At 73.8% G+C, this 18,218-nt stretch carries 11 protein-coding genes; 5 read left to right on the top strand and 6 right to left on the bottom strand.

Annotated elements, in window-relative coordinates; genetic code table 11:
• The first annotated feature begins 375 nt into the window (after positions 1-375).
• Positions 376-1,485, top strand: a complete 1,110-nt coding sequence (locus ACFWW8_RS28765; RefSeq protein WP_386532949.1) for a lytic polysaccharide monooxygenase — start codon at positions 376-378, stop codon at positions 1,483-1,485.
• Positions 1,486-1,557: 72 nt separating this feature from the next.
• Here the strand turns inward: ACFWW8_RS28765 and ACFWW8_RS28760 are convergent, their stop codons facing one another.
• The 3 genes from ACFWW8_RS28760 to ACFWW8_RS28750 all read right to left on the bottom strand — a co-directional run bounded on the left by ACFWW8_RS28760 (position 1,558) and on the right by ACFWW8_RS28750 (position 7,591).
• Positions 1,558-2,418: an esterase/lipase family protein gene (locus tag ACFWW8_RS28760; RefSeq protein ID WP_386532946.1), complete on the bottom strand. Its 861-nt coding sequence runs from the start codon at positions 2,416-2,418 to the stop codon at positions 1,558-1,560.
• A 290-nt stretch (positions 2,419-2,708) separates the two neighbouring features.
• Entirely contained in the window at positions 2,709-3,737 is a 1,029-nt protein-coding gene (locus ACFWW8_RS28755; protein WP_386532943.1) for a hypothetical protein, read from the bottom strand.
• Entirely contained in the window at positions 3,734-7,591 is a 3,858-nt protein-coding gene (locus tag ACFWW8_RS28750) for a DNA polymerase III subunit alpha (RefSeq protein WP_386532941.1), read from the bottom strand. Before ACFWW8_RS28750 ends, ACFWW8_RS28755 begins: the two co-directional genes overlap by 4 nt.
• Before the next feature lie 147 nt (positions 7,592-7,738).
• Here ACFWW8_RS28750 and ACFWW8_RS28745 point away from each other — a divergent pair, with 147 nt between their 5' ends.
• Together ACFWW8_RS28745 and ACFWW8_RS28740 are read left to right on the top strand one after the other, a co-directional pair.
• Positions 7,739-8,857, top strand: coding sequence for a DUF3533 domain-containing protein (locus tag ACFWW8_RS28745; RefSeq protein WP_386532938.1), 1,119 nt, complete (start codon positions 7,739-7,741; stop codon positions 8,855-8,857).
• A 150-nt stretch (positions 8,858-9,007) separates the two neighbouring features.
• Positions 9,008-10,192: an AAA family ATPase gene (locus ACFWW8_RS28740; protein ID WP_386532935.1), complete on the top strand. Its 1,185-nt coding sequence runs from the start codon at positions 9,008-9,010 to the stop codon at positions 10,190-10,192.
• 89 nt (positions 10,193-10,281) lie between these two features.
• Here ACFWW8_RS28740 and ACFWW8_RS28735 read toward each other — a convergent pair whose 3' ends face one another.
• Positions 10,282-11,937, bottom strand: a complete 1,656-nt coding sequence (locus ACFWW8_RS28735) for an amidohydrolase (RefSeq protein ID WP_386532932.1) — start codon at positions 11,935-11,937, stop codon at positions 10,282-10,284.
• A gap of 74 nt (positions 11,938-12,011) precedes the next feature.
• Complete coding sequence (locus tag ACFWW8_RS28730; RefSeq protein WP_386532930.1) at positions 12,012-13,403, bottom strand: purine-cytosine permease family protein; 1,392 nt, start codon at positions 13,401-13,403, stop codon at positions 12,012-12,014.
• 186 nt (positions 13,404-13,589) lie between these two features.
• Here ACFWW8_RS28730 and ACFWW8_RS28725 point away from each other — a divergent pair, with 186 nt between their 5' ends.
• Positions 13,590-14,192, top strand: a complete 603-nt coding sequence (locus ACFWW8_RS28725; RefSeq protein ID WP_386532927.1) for a TetR/AcrR family transcriptional regulator — start codon at positions 13,590-13,592, stop codon at positions 14,190-14,192.
• A 96-nt stretch (positions 14,193-14,288) separates the two neighbouring features.
• On the opposite strand, the gene adhE is transcribed toward ACFWW8_RS28725, so the two are convergent.
• Positions 14,289-16,907 (bottom strand): bifunctional acetaldehyde-CoA/alcohol dehydrogenase, encoded by a 2,619-nt coding sequence (gene adhE, locus ACFWW8_RS28720; protein ID WP_386532924.1) that lies wholly within the window; start codon positions 16,905-16,907, stop codon positions 14,289-14,291.
• A 324-nt stretch (positions 16,908-17,231) separates the two neighbouring features.
• Here adhE and ACFWW8_RS28715 point away from each other — a divergent pair, with 324 nt between their 5' ends.
• Positions 17,232-18,134, top strand: a complete 903-nt coding sequence (locus ACFWW8_RS28715; RefSeq protein ID WP_386532921.1) for an alpha/beta fold hydrolase — start codon at positions 17,232-17,234, stop codon at positions 18,132-18,134.
• Positions 18,135-18,218 lie beyond the last annotated feature (84 nt).

Below are 18,218 nucleotides of genomic sequence, written 5' to 3'. Positions count from 1 at the left end.
CACATCCAACCGCCACGACCGCCAACCCGGCGAACCTATGCGGTCAGAGCACTAGAGGGCGGGGAGCCAGATAGGGAGCCACCGGGGGCGACACGAGGCGGATTCTCCTGGACTGACCTGGACGGTGGGGAGCCAGCCTTCTTGAGGCGGAAGGGCTCTGCGAGCCCCATTCCTGAGGGGCTGCTTACCGGTGCCTTAAGTGGAGCCTAAGGATCGGCCTTTGGGGGCTCGAGCTCGGGAAACGGGGGGTTTCGCGGGCTAGCTTGGCGGGGCCAGGGAGGGCCGGAGCGGCGCCGCATCCCCCGTCGGGGGCGGCGCCGCACTGCCCGGTACCGCTGGCGCACCCCTGTCTTGTGCTCCGAAGGAGATCCACCCATGCCCGTACGCCGTACCGCCACCCGTATCGCCGCCGTAGGTCTCGCCCCGCTCGCGGTGGCCGCGTACGCCGTCGCTCCCGCGGCCGCCCACGGGTCGATGACGGACCCGGTGAGCCGGGTGGCGGCGTGCTACGCGGAGGGGCCGGAGTCGCCAAGGTCCGCCGCGTGCAAGGCGGCCGTGGCCGCGAGCGGAGCGCAGGCGTTCTACGACTGGAACGCGGTGAACATCGCCAACGCGGCCGGCCAGAGCAAGTCGCTGATCCCGGACGGGCAGCTCTGCTCGGCGGGAAACAGCAAGTACAAGGGGCTGGACCTGGCCCGCGCCGACTGGCCGTCGAGCCCGATGACGGCGGGCGCCCACACCTTCCGCTACAAGGGGACCGCCCCGCACAAGGGGTCCTTCGAGCTGTACGTGACGAAGGACGGGTACGACCCCGCCAAGCCGCTGAAGTGGTCCGACCTGGAGGCGGCGCCCTTCCTCAAGTCCACCGACCCGGGCATGCAGAACGGCGACTACGTCTTCTCCGGCACCGTGCCCAAGAAGACCGGCCGCCACCTGATCTACAGCATCTGGCAGCGCTCGGACAGCCCCGAGGCCTTCTACACCTGCTCCGACGTGGTCTTCGGCAAGGACAACGGCGGCACGACGGGCGGAGCCACCGGCGGCGCCGGTGCCACGACCGGCGCCACGACCGGCGGAACCGGCACCGGCACCGGCACCGCGGGCGGCGGGAGCACCAAGCCGAGCACGAAGCCCACCTCGAAGCCGAGTTCCACGCCCTCGGACCAGCCCGGCGGCGAGCCGTCCGACCAGCCCGGCACCGGCCCGGTGGCGCAGGTCCCGACGGACCAGCAGATCGCCGCCGGCGCGGACAAGTCCTCGGTGGAGCACAACGGCCACGGAGACAACGACCCCAAGACGAACGGCAAGGCCGTCTCCGTCCCCGTCCCGGCGGGCTCGTCGGACGGCTCGAACCTCGCGGAGACCGGCGGCAGCAGCGCGACCCCGGTCATCGCGATCGGCGGGGCCGCCGTCCTGGCCGTCGGTGCGGCCGTGCTGTTCGGTGTGGCCCGGCGGCGGACGACGGCGGGCCGCCACGGCCACTAGCCGTGAAACCGGTTCCCCGGCCGTCGGTCCGTAGACCGGCGGCCGGGGCCGCGGCCCCGGACCGCCCGTGCGTCAGTCGAAGACCGACGCGCAGGTGGTCCGTTCGGCATGGGCCGGGTCGAGGGCGTTCAGGGCCTCGTGCCAGGCGATCCGGTCGGTGAGCCCGATGGCGACGTGCTCCGAGAGGTCCACCGCGCACAGGTCCTGGAGCACGACGTTCCGTACGTTCGGGCCGTCCAGGAACTGGCTCCGGTACGGGGTGACCACCTGGTCGTACTTGGTCGCGATCACCGTGTACTTGACGCCGGGGACGGTGTCCCCGCCCGCGTTCAGCTTGTTCTGGAAGGCGGATCCGGCGATCTGGTCGGCGAGACCCGGGGTCGCGGAGCTGATCAGATCCTCGGCGCCGGGGAAGTACGGGAGCAGTTTGGTGAGGCCGAGCAGTGTGGTGCCGTGGTTGTCGGGCGCCAGTCCGATCAGGGCGTTGACCTTGTCGGCGCCGCCCAGGAACTTCAGGTAGTAACGCGGCATCATGCCGCCCTGGGAGTGCCCGATGACGTCGGTCTTGGCGGAACCGGTCGCGGCGAGGACCCGGTCGACGAAGACGTCGAGCTGGCCGGCCGACTTGTCGATGGGTCCGAGCCCGTTGAAGAAGGGAACGCCGGGCAGTTGCCCGTAGTCGAGCGAGTAGACGCAGTAGCCGCGGTGGACGAGGTAGGGGGCGAGGCCCAGCCAGTTGTCCACGGAGTTCCCGAAGGTGCCGTGGACGAGCACGACGGGGCGCGGATGCGCGGCGGACGGTTTGCAGGACCAGTTGTTCCAGCCGCTGCTGGGTGCGGACGCGGCCTGCGCGGCGCCGGTGGGGGCGACGAGCGCTGCGGCGGCGAGGGTGAGGACGGCCAGCGGGCGGAGCAGGCGTCTCCAGGGCAGCATCGTGTGATCTCCTTGCGGTTGCGACTCAAGGGGATGGCGCGGGGGGATGGGGCGTGGGGGCTCGTCCCGTGATCCGGATCACAAGGGGGTGCTGCTGCCGCCAAATTACGGGCGGGTAGCAAAACTGGGAAGTTACGCGTCGGTAAAAAATCGCCGTGTCGTCCCCGCGGTTTGATAAGCGGGCCGACGGCAGGTCGGGCCACCCGCCGAGCGGCCCGTCAGGCCACCCCCCGAGTCGCCCCGCCACGACGGCCGCCACGACGGCCGCCGCACCTCCCGCTACACCGCCGTTACGCCGCCCGCTCCGCGGCGAGCGTGCCGCGGGCGATGGCGTGCGGCCCGAAGCGGGCCCGCACCCGGTCGGTGACGGCTTCCAGGCGGCGGGCCTTCTCGTCCCCGGGGTCGAAGCTGAGCTGCCGCGCGGCCCGTTCGGCCGGGGTCAGGTCCTCGGCCCGCAGGGACAGCGCGCGGACCCGGGCCCGCTGCAGGCCGAGGCCCGCGTACAGCGCGTAGGCCGTGGCGGTCAGGACGGCGGAGTGCGCGGTGGGTTCGGCCAGGGTGCGGGTGCGGGTGAGCGTGGTGCGGTCGGCGCAGCGGACGGTGAGCGAGAGCGTGCGGCAGACCTGTCCCTGCCCGGGTCCTTGTGTACGAAGCCGGGCACCGAGTTCCTCCGTCAGCGAGAGCAGCGCCCGCCGGTGCCGTACGGGGTCCAGCTCGTCCCGGTCGAAGGGCCGTTCGGCCGCGACGGCCCGGGCGGCCGAGCCCGGCCGGACGGTGGTGGGGTCGATCCCCAGGGCACGCTCGCGCACCTCGCGGCCGAGCCGGGCCCCGAGGATCCGCCGCAGCGCGGCGGGCGGGGCGGCGGCGACCCGCCCCACGGAGTCGAGGCCGTAGGAGCACAGCGTCCGGGCGGCCTTGGTACCGACCCCGTCGAGGTCGGTGACGGGGCGGCCGGCCAGGAACCGCGCCACGGCGGCGGGCTCGTCGGGGACGACCAGGGTCTCCCCGGGACGGGCGTCGCGCGCGGCGGTCCGGGCCAGCATGGGGTTCCCGGCGATGCCCGCGGCGGCGTCCACCCCGTACAGGGCCAGGGCCCGGACCCGGACCACGGCGGCCAGCCGGACGGCGTCGCAGCCGAAGTAGCGCAGTGCGCCCCGGACATCGGCGAGCGCGGCGTCGGGCGGCAGCGCCTGCACGACCGGGGTGAGGCCGCCGAGCAGCGCCAGCACCCCGGCGTACGCCTCCGCCCCGAGCGGGCCCCCGTCGGCGGGGCGCAGCCGCAGGCACATCACGGCCCGCGGCGCGCCGGCCCGGGTCATCCCGCGCTCCCCGGGCTGGAGTGCCACAGCTTGCGGCCGGTCGCGGGGCCGGTGCCGGGGGGCTGGAGGTCGGCCCAGGGGTTCATCTCGTACCCCGTGGACATGCGGATCCGGCGGCCGGCCCCGGCCCCGGTCCCAGCCCGGGTTCCGGCCGCGGCCCCGGCCCCGGGCGTCTGCGGCTCGGACCCGGCCCCCGCCGCGCCGCCGTCACCACGGTCCCCGCCGCCGTCGCCACCGCCGCCGCCGTCGCCGTCAGCGGTCTCGCCCCGGCCGTCCCCGCCCGCGGCCAGGCGGGCCGCGACCGCGTCCAGGCCGCCCGAGGCCCGCAGTTCCACCAGCTCCGCCAGGTCCCACGCCGCCGCTCCGACCACGCTCAGGCTCTGCGGGCCGCGCCGCTGCACGACACCCCGCACCAGGAGCAGGAAGGAGTGGAAGACGGTGTGCGCGCAGCGCTCGTGGCTGTCGTCGAAGAAGGCCAGGTCGACCAGGCCCGTCCCGTCGTCCAGCGTGGTGAAGATGACCCGCCTCCCCGACCGGATCGGCGGGGTCTGGGTGGCCGCCTTGGCCCCCGCGACCAGCACCGTCTGCCCGTGCGCGGTGTCCCGCAGCCGCCGGGCCGAGATCGCCCCCAGCTCGGCCAGGAAGGCGTGGTGGTCGCCCATCAGGTGCCGGGACGCGTCCATGCCGAGGACTCCCAGTTCGGCGCTGAGCCGTTCCGCGTCGGTCAGGTCGGGCAGTCCGACGGAGGCCGTGGACCGGCCTCCCTCCAGGGGGAGTTGGGCACCCCCGCGGGCTCCCGCCGCCCGCTGCGCGCCGTGCAGCTCCGTCAAGTGCAGGAGCAGATCACGACGGTTGGCGCCGAAGCCGTCCAAGGCCCCCACCTGGGCCAGCCGTTCGGCGACCGGGCGCCCCGGATGCGCGCGGTCCCAGAAGTCGCGCAGGGAGGCGTAGGGCTGCCCGTCCTCGATCCGGCGCGCCTCGGCCTCGCCGATGCCGAGCACGTCGGACAGGCCGAGCCGCAGACCCCACACCCCGCCCACGCCTCCACCCGCGCCCAGACCGGCCCTGCCCCGGCCCCCGCCCGCATCGGACACCAGTTCGATACGATGGGCGGCCGCCGACCGGTTCACGTCCAGCGGCAGCACCGGCACGCCCCGCCGCCGGGCGTCCGCCAGCAGCAGCCGCTTCGGGTACATCCCCGGGTCGTGGGTGAGCAGTCCGGCGTAGAAGGCCGCGGGGTGGTGCGCCTTCAGCCACGCGGACTGGTAGGTCGGCACCGCGAAGGCCACCGCGTGCGCCTTGCAGAAACCGTACGACCCGAAGGCCTGGACGATCTCCCAGGTACGGGCGATCACCTCCACCGGGTAGCCGCGCCCGGCCGCCGTCGCCGCGAACCAGACCTTGATGCGCCCCTGCGACTGCGGGTCGGACAGCCCGCGCCGCACCCGGTCCGCCTCGTCGCGCCCGCAACCGGTCATGACGTGCACGATCTCGATGATCTGCTCGTGGAAGACGACCACCCCGTACGTCCCGCGCAGCGCGTCGGCCAGGTCGGGGTGCGGGAAGCGGACGGGCGCCCGGCCGTGCCGGGCCTCGATGAAGGGCCGCACCATGTCGGCGGCGACCGGTCCCGGCCGGAACAGCGAGATGTCGACCACCAGGTCGTGGAAGGTGGACGGCTGGAGCCGCCCCACCAGGTCGCGCTGGCCCGGGGACTCGATCTGGAAGCAGCCCAGCGTCTCGGTCGAGCGGATCAGCCGGTACGTCGCCTCGTCGCCCGGCGGCACCTGCGCCGGGTCGTCCAGGTCGAGCTCCTCCCCCGTGCCGCGCCGGATCTCCGCGACCGCGTGCGCCATCGCGGACTGCATCCGCACGCCCAGCACGTCCAGTTTGAGCAGCCCGAGGTCTTCGACGTCGTCCTTGTCGAACTGGGACATGGGGAAGCCCTCGCCGCTGGTGGGCACCACCGGCGTACGGGCGAGCAGCGAGGCGTCGGAGAGCAGTACCCCGCACGGGTGCATGGCGGTCCCGCGCGGCAGCGCGTCCAGCGATTCGACGAGCTCCCACAGCCGCCCGTACGACTCCCCGCGCACGTCGCGCAGTTCCGGCAGTTCCTCCAGCGCGGCGCGGGCGTCGCGGGCCCGGATGTGCGGGAAGGCCTTGGCGAGCCGGTCGACGGCGGCCGGGTCCATGGACAGGGCGGCGCCGACGTCCCGGATGGCGTGCCGGACCCGGTAGGTCTCGGGCATGGAGACGGTGGCGACCCGCTCGGTGCCGAACCGGTCGATGATGCGCCGGTAGACCTCCAGCCGGCGGGCGGACTCCACGTCGACGTCGATGTCGGGCAGGACGCGCCGGCGCTTGGACAGGAAGCGCTCCATGAGCAGGCCGTGCTCGACGGGGTCGGCGTGCGCGATGCCGATGAGGTGGTTGACGAGGGAGCCCGCGCCGGAGCCGCGGGCGGCCACCCGGATCCCCATGTTCCTTACGTCGTCCACTACTTGAGCGACCGTCAGGAAGTACGAGGCGTAGCCGTGGTAGGCGATGACGTCGAGCTCCTGGTGCATCCGCTCCCAGTACGCGCGGTCGCCGGCGTAGCCGCGCAGCACCATGCCCGCGGAGGCCCGGGAGGTGAGCACCCGCTGGGCGCTGCGGCGGGCGGCGCCGACGAGCCGGGCCTCGGGGAAGTGCACGGAGCCCATGCCGAGGTCGTCCTCGGGGTCGACCGCGCACGCCTCGGCCGTACGCCGGGTCTCCGCGAGGAGCCGGCGGGCGTCGGCGGGGCGCAGGCCGGCGGCCTCGGCGACCCGGTCGGCGGTCTCGGCCATGGCGGCGGAGTCCTTGAGCCAGCGTTCGCCGGTGTCGAGCGGCCCCCGGGGGTCGATGGGAACCAGCCGGCGGGCGGCGTCGAGGATGTCGGCGACGGGGCCCTGGCCGGGGTCGGCGTACCGGACGGCGTTGCTGAGGACGGCCGGGACGCCCTGCTCGGCGGCGAAGCCGACGGTACGGGCGGCCAGCCGGAGCGAGCCGGGGCCGGTACCGGTGCGGCCGTGGTGGACGGCCTCCAGGCGCAGGGAGTCCCCATAGACCTCGCGCCAGGGCCCGAGGAGACGGGCGGCCCGGTCGGGGCGCCCGGCGGCGAGCGCCCGTCCCACCTCGGAACCGGGCCCGAGCAGGACGTACACGCCACCCCCGCCCAGGGCGCCCCAGGGCACGACCGGCTGCCCGGAGCCCGCCCCGCCGGACCCGGACGGCACGTCGCCGCCGGCCGCGTGGGCGGCGGTCACCAGCCGGCACAGCTCGGCCCATCCGGCGGCCCCGTCGCGGGCCAGGAAGACCGCGCGCGGGGCGGACTCGTCGATGAAGGCGCCGCCCTTGACCGGGTTCCGCCGCCGGTACGAGACCTCGGCGGAGCCGGCCCCCGGCCCGGAGCCCGGTACGGCGCCGAAGCCGGTACCCGGTCCGACGCCGGAACCGGAGCCCGGCCGGGCCGCGGCCCACCCGGCCCCGCCCCCGTCCGTGAGCCCCGTGCGCACGAGGCCCGTACGCGGACCGGCGCCGCCCGCACGTCCCGGGGCGGCCGGGCCCCCCGGCCCGGCCGACCCGGCGGCCCCGCCCGGCCTGCCCGACGGCGCGGGGGGCGCCACGGCCAGGTCCACTCCGAACAGCGGCCGGATGCCCGCCTTCGCACACGCCTTGGCGAACCGCACCGCGCCCGCGAGGGTGTCGCGGTCGGTCAGGGCGAGGGCGTCCATGCCCCGCTCCGCGGCCCGTTCCGCCAGCCGGTCCGGGTGTGATCCCCCGTATCGCACGGAGAACCCCGAAACGGTGTGCAGATGCGTAAAACCAGGCACCCGCGGCCTCCTGCTTCGCTCGAAAGAAAACACCTCCCCCGCTCTCCACCATAGAGCAATTCGAATACACGTGCGAAACACGTGTTCGGTCATCCATTCGGTCCTCCCCTGCTGCGCCGCGCCCCCGCCGCGCCGAGCGTGGGGGGCATGAACCAGCCCACCGAGAGCACCGCAGCAGGCCCGTCCGGGGGCTTCCTCGCCGAGGTCAAGGACGCCGTGACCACCCGGGCGGCCCTGCTGGTCCTGGGGGTGCTGGCCCTCCAGCTCGCCTTCATCACCTCGTACATCGGGGCCTTCCACCACCCGAAACCGAGCGACATCCCGATCGCGGTCGCCGCCCCCCTCGCTCCGGTCGCCGAACGGTCCGCGCAGCAGCTCGGCGCCCTGCCCGGCGACCCGCTCGACCCCCGCACCGTCAAGGACGAGGCCGCGGCCCGCGTCCAGATCGAGAACCGGGACGTCGACGCCGCGCTGATCATCGACCCGTCCGGCACGATCGACCGCCTGCTGGTCGCCAGCGGAGGCGGCGCCTCCCTCTCCCAGGCCGTCGAGGAGGTCGTGGGCCTCGCCGAGCAGAGCCAGGGCCGCACCGTCCGGATCGTCGACGTGGCCCCGGCCGCCGCCGGGGACGGACGCGGACTGAGCGCCTTCTACCTGGTCGTCGGCTGGTGCGTGGGCGGCTACCTGTGCGCCGCGATCCTCGCGATCAGCGCCGGCGCCCGCCCCGCGAACTCCGCCCGCGCCGTCATCCGGCTCGGCGCGCTGCTCGTGTACGCGATCGTCGCCGGACTGCTCGGCGCGGTCATCGCCGGCCCGGTCCTGGGCGCCCTGCCCGGCTCCCTCATGGCGCTGTGGGGACTGGGCACCCTGGTCGTCTTCGCGGTCGGCGCGATCACCCTGGCCCTCCAGGGGCTGGCGGGCGTGGTCGGCATCGGCCTCGCGATCCTGCTGGTCGTGGTGTTCGGCAACCCGAGCGCGGGCGGCGCCTACCCGTACCCGCTGCTGCCGCCGTTCTGGAGTGCCATCGGCCCGGCCCTGCCGCCGGGCGCCGGCACGTACGCCGCGCGCTCCATCGCGTACTTCAGCGGCAACGGCGCGGGCGGCCCGATGCTGGTACTGGCCGGCTGGGCGGTCCTCGGTTCCGCGGTCACGCTCGCCTGCGCGGTCTTCCGCAAGGGCAGGCCCGGCCCGGCGGTCGGCAGCGGACTCCCCGACGACGCGCCGTCCGTCCCCCGCTTCGCCGGGGAGGGAACGGACGCCCGGTGAACGACCCGGTCCCGGCGGAGCGGCCTGCTCGGCGCCCTCGGAGCCGCGTGCCTGCCCGCCGGGCCGATCACGGAGAGCACCCGGGGCCGCCGGGTGCTGCCACGGGCCGCTTCCTCGCGCCCGGGGAGCACCCCGGGGCATGATCGTCCCGTGATCACCACGCTCGCCGTCGAGAACTACCGCTCCCTGCGGAAACTGGTCGTCCCGCTGGGCCGGCTGACCGTCGTCACGGGCGCGAACGGGACCGGCAAGTCCAGCCTCTACCGCTCGCTGCGCCTGCTCGCCGACTCCGCCCGCGGCGGCGCCGTCGCCGCCCTGGCCGGGGAGGGCGGTCTGCCGTCCACCCTGTGGGCGGGGCCGGAGAAGCTCGGCCGGGCCGTGCGCGAGGGGCAGCAACCGCTCCAGGGCACGGTCCGTACCGAGCCGGTCAGCCTGCGCCTGGGCTTCGCGGGCGACGAGTTCGGGTACGCCGTCGACTTCGGCCACCCGGCCCCGGTCCCGGACTCGCTCTTCTCCCTGGACCCGGAGATCAAGCGCGAGTGCACCTGGGCGGGGCCCGTGCTGCGCCCGGCCGCGCTGCTGTCGGACCGGGCGGGCCCCGCCGTACGGACGCGCACGGCCGACGGCGGCTGGCACCGGACGCAGAACGCCCTGCGCCCGTACGACTCCGTGCTCAGTGAGCTCGCCGACCCCCAGCTGGCCCCCGACCTCCTCGCCCTGCGCGAGCTGATGCGGTCCTGGCGGTTCTACGACCACGTCCGCACCGACGCCGGGGCCCCCGCCCGGACCCCGCGGATCGGCACCCGTACGCCGGTGCTCGCCTCCGACGGATCGGACCTGCCCGCCGCGCTCCAGACGATCCGGGAGATCGGGGACCACGCCGCCCTGGACGAGGCCGTCGAAGCGGCCTTCCCGGGCAGCCGGGTCTCCGTCACCGAACGGGACGGCCGCTTCGCGCTGGAGCTCCACCAGCACGGCCTGCTGCGCCCGCTGGGCGCCGCCGAGCTCTCCGACGGCACCCTGCGCTACCTGCTCTGGACGGCGGCCCTGCTGACCCCGCGGCCGCCCGCCCTGATGGTGCTGAACGAGCCGGAGACCAGCCTCCACCCGGACCTGCTGGAACCTCTCGCGGACTTGATCCTCACGGCTTCCCGGAACACCCAGACCGTGGTGGTCACCCATGCCGACCCGCTGGCCGGGGCCCTGGCGGCCGGAACCCGCCGGCACCGGGTGGACCTGCGGACGATCACCCTGGTCAAGGAGTTCGGCCGCACCGAGGTCGCGGGCCGCGAGGGCCCGCTGGACGAACCGCTCTGGTACTGGCCCCAGCGCTGACCGGTCCGGGAAGGGCCCGGACCGCCCGCCCCGCGCCCCGCCTCCGCGCCGGAGCCCGGGCCGGAATCCCGCGTCCGGCGGGCCGGGCGTCAGCCGGCCCGGTGGGCGACCTCGCCCGCCACGACGACCACCTCCGCCACCGTGCCCGGGATCCGCTCCGGGGCGACGGCGAGGATGTCCCGCGACAGCACCACGAAGTCGGCCGCCTTGCCCACGGTCAGCGAACCCCGCTCCGCCTCCAGGAAGTTGGCGTACGCCGAGCCCATCGTGTACCCGTACACCGCCTGCGCCACGTCCACCGTCTCGGCCGGCTGCCACGGGTCGCCGCCGCCCAGCGGACGGCGCGTCACCGCCGTGTAGATGCCGACCATCGGGTCCATCTCGGCGACGTTCCAGTCGCTGGAGAAGGCCAGCACCGCGCCCGCCTGCTGCAGGCTCCGCATCGGCCACGCCTTGTGCCAGCGGTCCTCGCCCACGTTCTCCGCCCAGTCCTGGCCGGGTCCGGCGATCTCCGGTGCGCAGTGCCGCGGCTGCATGCACGCGACCACGCCCAGCTCCGCGAAGCGCGGCACGTCCGCCGGGTCCAGGCACTCCACGTGCACGACCTGGTGGCGGGCGTCGCGCGGCCCGTTCACCGCACGGGCGTGCTCGACCGCGTCCAGCACGGTACGGATGCCGCGGTCGCCGGTGGCGTGCACGAAGCACTGGAAGCCTCGCGCGTCCAGCCCGGCCAGCAGCTCCGCGAACTCCTCCGCCGGGTAGAAGGTCTCGCCCCGGTGCGCGCCGCAGCCGGTGTACGGCTCCAGCAGCGCGGCCGTGCGCGGCTCCACCACGTCGTCGATGTACAGCTTGAGCGGGCCCACCCGCAGCCGGTCCCCCGCGTACATCCTGGCGGCCGCGGCGAAGCCGTCGAGCTCCTCCCCGGTGGTGCCGCGCGGGTGGAACAGCGCGGCGACGATCCGCGAGCGCATCCGCCCCTCCGCCCGGGCCCGCTCGTAGAGCTCCAGGTCGTCGAGGGAGTTCTGCGGTTCCACCACGGTGGTGATGCCGAAGCCGATGGCGTCGTCGAGGCTCTTCACGAGCCGCCCGTACTGCCGCTCGGGCGAGGCCCACGGAACGCCGAGGGCGCGCAGCTCGCGGTGGCCGTCGCGGGAGAGCCCCTTGACGGCGAAGTCCGTGACGAACCCGGTGGGCTCGCCGGTGTCCGGGTCGGTCGCGGCCGTGCCGAAGGGCAGGTCGGTGCGGTCGCGGGTCACGCCCAGGCGCCGCATGGCCGCGGTGTTCAGCCAGGCCGTGTGCACGTCGTACGAGAGCACGATCGCGGGGGTGTCCCCGGTGACCGGGTCCAGGTCGGCCGCGCACGGCATCCGCCCGCCCGGGACGGCCGAGTAGTCGAAGGCCTCCGCCTCGATCCACTCCGCGTCCGGGTGCTCCTCCCGCCACGTGCCGATCCGGTCGAGGATCGCCTCCAGGGTCCGGACGCCGGCCAGCTGCACGCAGGCGTCGTCGGAACCGAGCCGGACGTGGTTGTGCGCGTCGATGAAGCCGGGCAGCACCAGCTTCCCGCCCGCGTCGAGCACCTCGGTGCCGGGCCCGCGCCACTGCCCGGCGTCGGCGTCGGCGCCGACCCAGACGATCCGGCCGTCGTGCACGGCGAGGGCCTCGGCCTCGGGCCGGGCGGGGTCCACGGTGTGGATGCGGGCTCCGGTGAGCAGCAGGTCTGCGGGGAAGGGACGCGATGACATGGGGCGGTGCTCCTGTGCGGCGTGGACGGGTGGTGGCGACGGGGAGGCCGGGGGCCGGGGCGGGTGCGGGAGGGTCAGGCGGCCGGCGCGTGCGCGGGTGAACGGCGTACGAGGGCCGCGTACGTGAGGCCGGACACCACCGCGCCGAGCAGCGTGAGGTCGGCGCCGCCGAGCGGGGCCACCAGCGGGCCGGTCCACAGCTCCGAGTCGCACGTCAGGGCCGCGAAGACCATGCCGGCGAGCAGGGCGGCCAGGCCGGCCGGGTGGTAGCCGGCGCGGTACCAGTAGGCGCCCGCGCGCCCCGCGTGCAGCGCGTCGGAGTCGTAGCGGCAGCGGCGCAGCAGCATGTCGGCGAGGAAGACCCCGCCCCAGGGCGCGAAGACGATGATCAGCAGGGAGAGGAAGGAGAGCAGGGAGGTGGTGAAGTCCGTGAGGAACAGCGCCCCGAGCGAGCCGGCGGCCGTGACGGCGGCGCTGATCACGATGGCGCGGGCCCGGCTCCAGGGGATGCCGAGGACCTGGAGGTTCAGGCTGGAGGAGTAGAGGGTGATGATCGAGTTGGTGACGGAGCCGCCGAGGACCAGGGCCAGGAACAGGGGCTGGAACCAGCCCGGCAGCAGGCTCTCGGTCCCCGCGACCGCGTCGGTCATGTCGGTCTGGGTGGCCACGGCCACTCCCGCGACACCGAGGGCCACGGAGGAGACGAAGCCGCCCAGGGCCCCCGACCAGGTGATCGACTTCAGCGTGGTGGTGCGGGGCAGGTAGCGGGTGTAGTCGGCGGGCATCGGCAGGTAGGAGAACGGCCCGGCCAGCATGACCACGAAGGCCAGGCTCCAGCCGGACGGCCCGGGGGCGGCGGCGGGTGCGGAGGTGTCGGCGCCGGGCAGGACGAAGACGAGGAGCGCGCCGAAGCCGGCGGCGAGGACGTAGGCCATCCAGCGCTCGGCGAACTGCACGGTGGCGTGGCCCCACATCGCCACGGCGAAGGTCAGCGCGAGGGTGAGGGTGAGCGCGAGGGCCCGGACGCCGTTCCCGGCGCCGAGGCCGGTCTCGGCGAAGAAGACCTCCAGGGCCAGCGTCCCGACCACGGTGTTGACGATGGTGTAGCCGATGCTCACCACCCAGTTCAGGACGCCGGCGGGGAAGTTCCCGCGGACCCCGAAGGCCGCGCGGGAGATGACCAGGGTGGCGGTGCCGGTGCGGATGCCGCTGAGGCCGGCGGCGCTGACGGCGAAGAAGGACAGTCCGCTGATCACGACCACGGCGGTGGCCTGCCAGAAGGAGAGGCCGAAGGCGACGGCGAGGGCCCCGTTGATCACGTAGGTGAAGGTGAGGTTCGAACCGAACCAGAGCCAGAAGAGGTCCTTGGCGCTGCCGTGCCGCTCGGCGTCGGGAATGGGGTCGATGCCGTGGGTCTCGACCCGGAAGACCTCGTCGACGTCGGGCGTCGTCTCCTGCTGTGTCATGCGCCGTAACCCCTGATCTTCGACCCGCGGGAACCCGCGGGGCCCTGCGGGACCGCTCCGGACCGCACTGAACCTTGAACGACGTTCTAGGTTCTTGAATGGCATTCAAGATGCGGGGCGAACCGGGGCCGCGTCAAGACCCTGTCCGGGATAAGGTCGGGACCCGAAGATCAGGAGGGCGGACCGGTGGCGGGAGCGGCACGGCGGCGCGACGGGCAGATCGCCCAGGAGCGGATGCTGGAAGAGGCCATGACGGCGATCGCCGAGGACGGGCTGGCGGCGCTCACCATGTCCGCGCTCGCCGAGCGGCTCGGCACCAGCGGCGGCCACATCCTGTACTACTTCGGCAGCAAGGACCGCCTGCTGCTGGAGGCGCTGCGCTGGAGCGAGAACCAACTCGCGGCAGAGCGGGCCGAGTTGCTGAGCCGGCGGGTCACCGCGCACCGCAAGCTCGCCCTCTTCACCGAGCTGTACCTGCCGCGCGGCCCGCGGGACCCGCGCTGGACCCTCTGGATCGAGCTGTGGGCCCGCACGGCCTCCAACGAGCCGCTGCGCGCCGCCCAGCAGGAGATCGACGACGGCTGGCAGCGCGACCTGGAGGCCCTCCTCGCCAAGGGCGTCGACCAGGGCCGCTTCGCCCCGCTGGACGTGCCCGGCCGGGCCTCGGAGCTGCTGGCCCTGCTGGACGGGCTCAGCACCCGCGTGGTCCTGGGCCAGCCCGGCGCGGACCGCACCACCGCCCTGGAACGGGCCCGCTCGGCCACGACGGCCCTGATCCCGCACCTCTAGGGGCCGTCCCGTCAGGGACGCGGAGGGACCCGCCCGGTGCGCGGCACACCGGGCGGGCCCCTGTTCCCCCACCGCCCTCGACCGGCGGTACGGGGGTCACGCCCCGGCCGGGGCGCCCTCCGCGTTGCCGTAGTAGGCCTGCCGCATGAGCTGGCGCATGTCGTCGATCATCGGCATCCGGGGGTTGGCCGGGGCGCACTGGTCGGCGTACGCGTTCACGGCCTGGGTCGGCAGGGCCTCCAGGAAGGCCCGCTCGTCCACACCCTCCTCGGCGAAGGAGGCCGGGATGCCGCACCTCGTACGGAGTTCCTCGACGGCCCGCGCGTAGGACTCGACGCCCTCGGCGGGGGTGGCCGCCGGCAGGCCCAGCATCTTCGCGATCCCCTGGAAGCGCTCCGGCGCCCGGTAGACCTCCGCCTTCGGCCACGGGGCGGCCTTGTGCGAGACCGTGCCGTTGTGGCGGATCACGTGCGGCAGCAGGATCGCGTTGGTGCGGCCGTGGGCGACCTTGAAGGTGTTGCCCAGGGTGTGCGCCATGGCGTGGACCAGGCCCAGGAAGGCGTTGGCGAAGGCCATGCCCGCGACCGTCGAGGCGTTGTGCATCTTCTCGCGGGCCTCGGGGTCGTTCGGCCCGTCGACGACGCACCGCTGGAGGTTCTCGAAGATCAGCTTGATCGCCTGGAGGCAGAGGCCGTCGGTGTAGTCGTTGGCGTACGCGGAGACGTAGGCCTCGGTGGCGTGCGTCAGCGCGTCGAACCCGGAGTCCGCTGTCACGGTGGGCGGCAGGCCCATCGGCAGGACCGGGTCGACGATGGCGACGTCCGGGGTCAGCGCGTAGTCGGCGAGCGGGTACTTCCGGGCCGCGGCCGGGTCGGAGATGACCGCGAAGGGGGTGACCTCGGAACCGGTGCCCGAGGTGGTCGGGATGGCGACCATCTTCGCCCTGCCGCCCGGCGGGGGGAACGTGTAGGCGCGCTTGCGGATGTCGAAGAACTTCTCCTTCGCGTCCCCGAACTCCACCTCCGGGTGCTCGTACATCAGCCACATGATCTTCGCGGCGTCCATCGGGGAGCCGCCGCCGAGGCCGATGATCGTGTCGGGCCGGAACTCGCGCATCAGCGCGGCGCCCGCCCGTACGGTGGCCAGCTCCGGGTTGGGCTCGACGTCGTCGATGACCTGGACGGCGACCGCGCCTTCGCGGGCGTGGAGGATGTCGGTGACCCGCCGCACGAAGCCGAGGGAGACCATCGTCCGGTCGGTGACGACGGAGACGCGGCTGATGCCGTCCATCTCGCCGAGGTAGCGGATGGAGTTGCGCTCGAAGTAGATCTTCGGCGGGACCTTGAACCACTGCATGGTGTTGTTGCGCCGTCCGATCCGCTTGATGTTGACCAGGTTCACCGCGGTCACGTTGCCGGAGACCGAGTTGTGGCCGTAGGAGCCGCAGCCGAGGGTCAGCGAGGGCAGGAAGGCGTTGTAGACGTCGCCTATGCCGCCGAACGTGGAGGGGGAGTTGGCGATGACGCGGATCGCCCTGACCCTGCGGCCGAACTCCTCGACGAGCGCCTCGTCCTCGGCGTGGATGGCGGCGCTGTGACCCAGCCCGTGGAACTCCACCATCGCGGCGGCGAGTTCGAGACCGTGCTCGGTGTCGGAGGCCTTCAGCGCGGCCAGCACCGGGGAGAGCTTCTCGCGGGTCAGCGGCTCGCCGTCGCCGACCTCGCCGCACTCGGCGAGCAGGAGGGACGTTCCGTCGGGGACGGCGAATCCGGCCTGCTCGGCGATCCACCGCGGGGACCTGCCGACGACGGCCGGGTTCAGCTTCGCGCCGGAGCAGTCGGCGGCGTGGGCCGTCGTACCGAAGACGAACTGCTCCAGCTTGGTCTTCTCGGCGGCGCTGACCACGTGGGCGCCAAGGCGCCTGAACTCGGCGAGGCCGGCCTCGTAGACCTCCCGGTCGAGGATGACGGCTTGTTCGGAGGCGCAGATCATGCCGTGGTCGAAGGCCTTGGAGAGCACGATGTCGTGGACGGCACGGCCCAGCTTGGCGCTCTTGTGGACGTACGCGGGAACGTTGCCCGCGCCGACGCCCAAAGCCGGCTTGCCGCACGAGTAGGCGGCCTTGACCATGGCGTTTCCGCCGGTGGCGAGGATGGTGGAGACGCCCGGGTGGTTCATCAGCGCGCCGGTGGTCTCCATGGAGGGGACGGTGACCCACTGGACGCAGTCCTCGGGGGCGCCGGCCGCGACGGCCGCGTCGCGCACGGTGCGGGCGGCTTCGGCGGAGCAGTTCTGCGCGGAGGGGTGGAAGGCGAAGATGATCGGGTTGCGGGTCTTCAGCGCGATCAGGGCCTTGAACAGCGTCGTCGAGGTCGGGTTGGTGACCGGGGTCATCGCGCAGACGACGCCGACCGGCTCGGCGATCTCGGTGATGCCGTTCAGCTCGTCGCGGCGGATGACGCCCGCCGTCTTCAGACCGCGCATGGAATTCACGACGTGCTCGCAGGCGAAGAGATTCTTGACCGCCTTGTCCTCGAAGAGGCCGCGGCCGGTCTCCTCGACGGCGAGCTGCGCGAGCTCGCCGTGCCGGGCCAGCGCCGCCAGGGAGGCCTTCTGGACGATGTGGTCGACCTGCTCCTGGTTGAACGACTCGAACCGGCGGAGCGCCGCGAGCGCGCCCCGGACCAGTCCGTCCACCATCTCGTTGGCCTGCATGACGGGAACTCCTTCATTTCGACCCGGTCCGAACCGGCGATCCGCTGATTTCCTGACGCCTCAGCCCGATGACTCAATTCCACACCCGAAAACGGAGGCTGCGGCGCCGAAAAAGCCCTTTCCGAGGGAGTCGAAGGTCCGTTCACGCCGGTTCACGCCCCATAGAACCCCTATGTGACCTGGGCATATGCCGAGGGACCAAAGACCCCTGCGTTCTTGTGAAAACTTTCACAAGAATTTCGCGCGAAGTGCGCCCTACCGTACTCCTCCCCCAGCGAGCACAATCACCGTGACGGCTCGCGTCAACCATGAGGGAGGGAGCGAGTGCGCCATCAGGTGCGTACCGCAGACGGCCGCGCCCTGACCGTGGAGCGCTGGGGCGATCCCGGCGGCAGGCCGGTCTTCCTGCTCCACGGCACCCCCGGCAGCCGCCTGGGCCCCGCACCCCGGGGCATGGTCCTCTACCAGCGCCGGATGCAGCTCATCGCGTACGACAGACCCGGTTACGGCGGTTCCGACCGCCACCCCGGCCGCACCGTCGCGGACGTGGCCCGGGAAGTGGCCGCGATCGCCGACGCCCTCGGCCTGGACGCCTTCGCCGTGGCCGGCCGCTCCGGCGGCGCCCCCGGCGCCCTGGCCTGCGCCGCCCTGCTCCCGGACCGGGTCACCCGGACGGCGGCCATGGTGGGGCTGGCCCCCTGGGACGCGGAGGACCTGGACTGGTTCGCCGGGATGGCCGACTCCAACGTCCAGGAGTACACCACCGCCTTCGACGACCCCGAGGAGCTGGCGGCCCGGCTCATCCCCCGCGCCGACGGCATCCGCAAGGACCCCGGCCGGCTCTTGGACGAACTGCGCCAGGACCTGACGGCCAACGACCGCATGATCGTCTCGGACGCGGGCCTGCGGTCCATGCTGCTGCGCAACTACCGCGAGGGCCTGCGGACTTCGGCGTACGGATGGATCGACGACGCCCTCGCCTTCAGCCGCCCCTGGGGCTTCGACCCTGCCGACATCCGCTGCCCGGTGCTCATCTGGCACGGGGAGCTGGACGTCTTCTCCCCCGTCGGCCACTCCCGCTGGCTGGGCCGCCGGATCCCCGGCGCCACCACCACCATCGACCCGGCCGGCGCCCACTTCGCCGCCCTGCGCGCGCTGCCCGACGTGCTGAACTGGCTGCTGCGCGACGTCCCGGCACCGCCGGTCAGCGAACAGCAGCCGGCGTAGCGCGCGGGCGGGGCCGGCGCGCCGGATCCGACCGGCGCAAGAAATGGATCTTGCCGTGTGGCGAACGGCCGAATACGCCTACCG

It is taken from the genome of Streptomyces sp. NPDC058701 (genome assembly GCF_042715295.1).
In the GTDB taxonomy this organism is placed as follows: Bacteria; Actinomycetota; Actinomycetes; order Streptomycetales; family Streptomycetaceae; genus Streptomyces.
Note: the sequence above shows the minus strand (reverse complement) of the source record. Positions and strands in the feature narration are given on the sequence as shown.

Bases quoted from the DNA above. Each gene is read 5' to 3' on its own strand.
- ACFWW8_RS28765 (WP_386532949.1), top strand. From the start codon at position 376: ATGCCCGTACGCCGTACCGCCACCCGTATCGCCGCCGTAGGTCTCGCC.
- ACFWW8_RS28760 (WP_386532946.1), bottom strand. From the start codon at position 2,418: ATGCTGCCCTGGAGACGCCTGCTCCGCCCGCTGGCCGTCCTCACCCTC.
- ACFWW8_RS28755 (WP_386532943.1), bottom strand. From the start codon at position 3,737: ATGACCCGGGCCGGCGCGCCGCGGGCCGTGATGTGCCTGCGGCTGCGC.
- ACFWW8_RS28745 (WP_386532938.1), top strand. From the start codon at position 7,739: ATGAACCAGCCCACCGAGAGCACCGCAGCAGGCCCGTCCGGGGGCTTC.
- ACFWW8_RS28735 (WP_386532932.1), bottom strand. From the start codon at position 11,937: ATGTCATCGCGTCCCTTCCCCGCAGACCTGCTGCTCACCGGAGCCCGC.
- ACFWW8_RS28730 (WP_386532930.1), bottom strand. From the start codon at position 13,403: ATGACACAGCAGGAGACGACGCCCGACGTCGACGAGGTCTTCCGGGTC.
- adhE (WP_386532924.1), bottom strand. From the start codon at position 16,907: ATGCAGGCCAACGAGATGGTGGACGGACTGGTCCGGGGCGCGCTCGCG.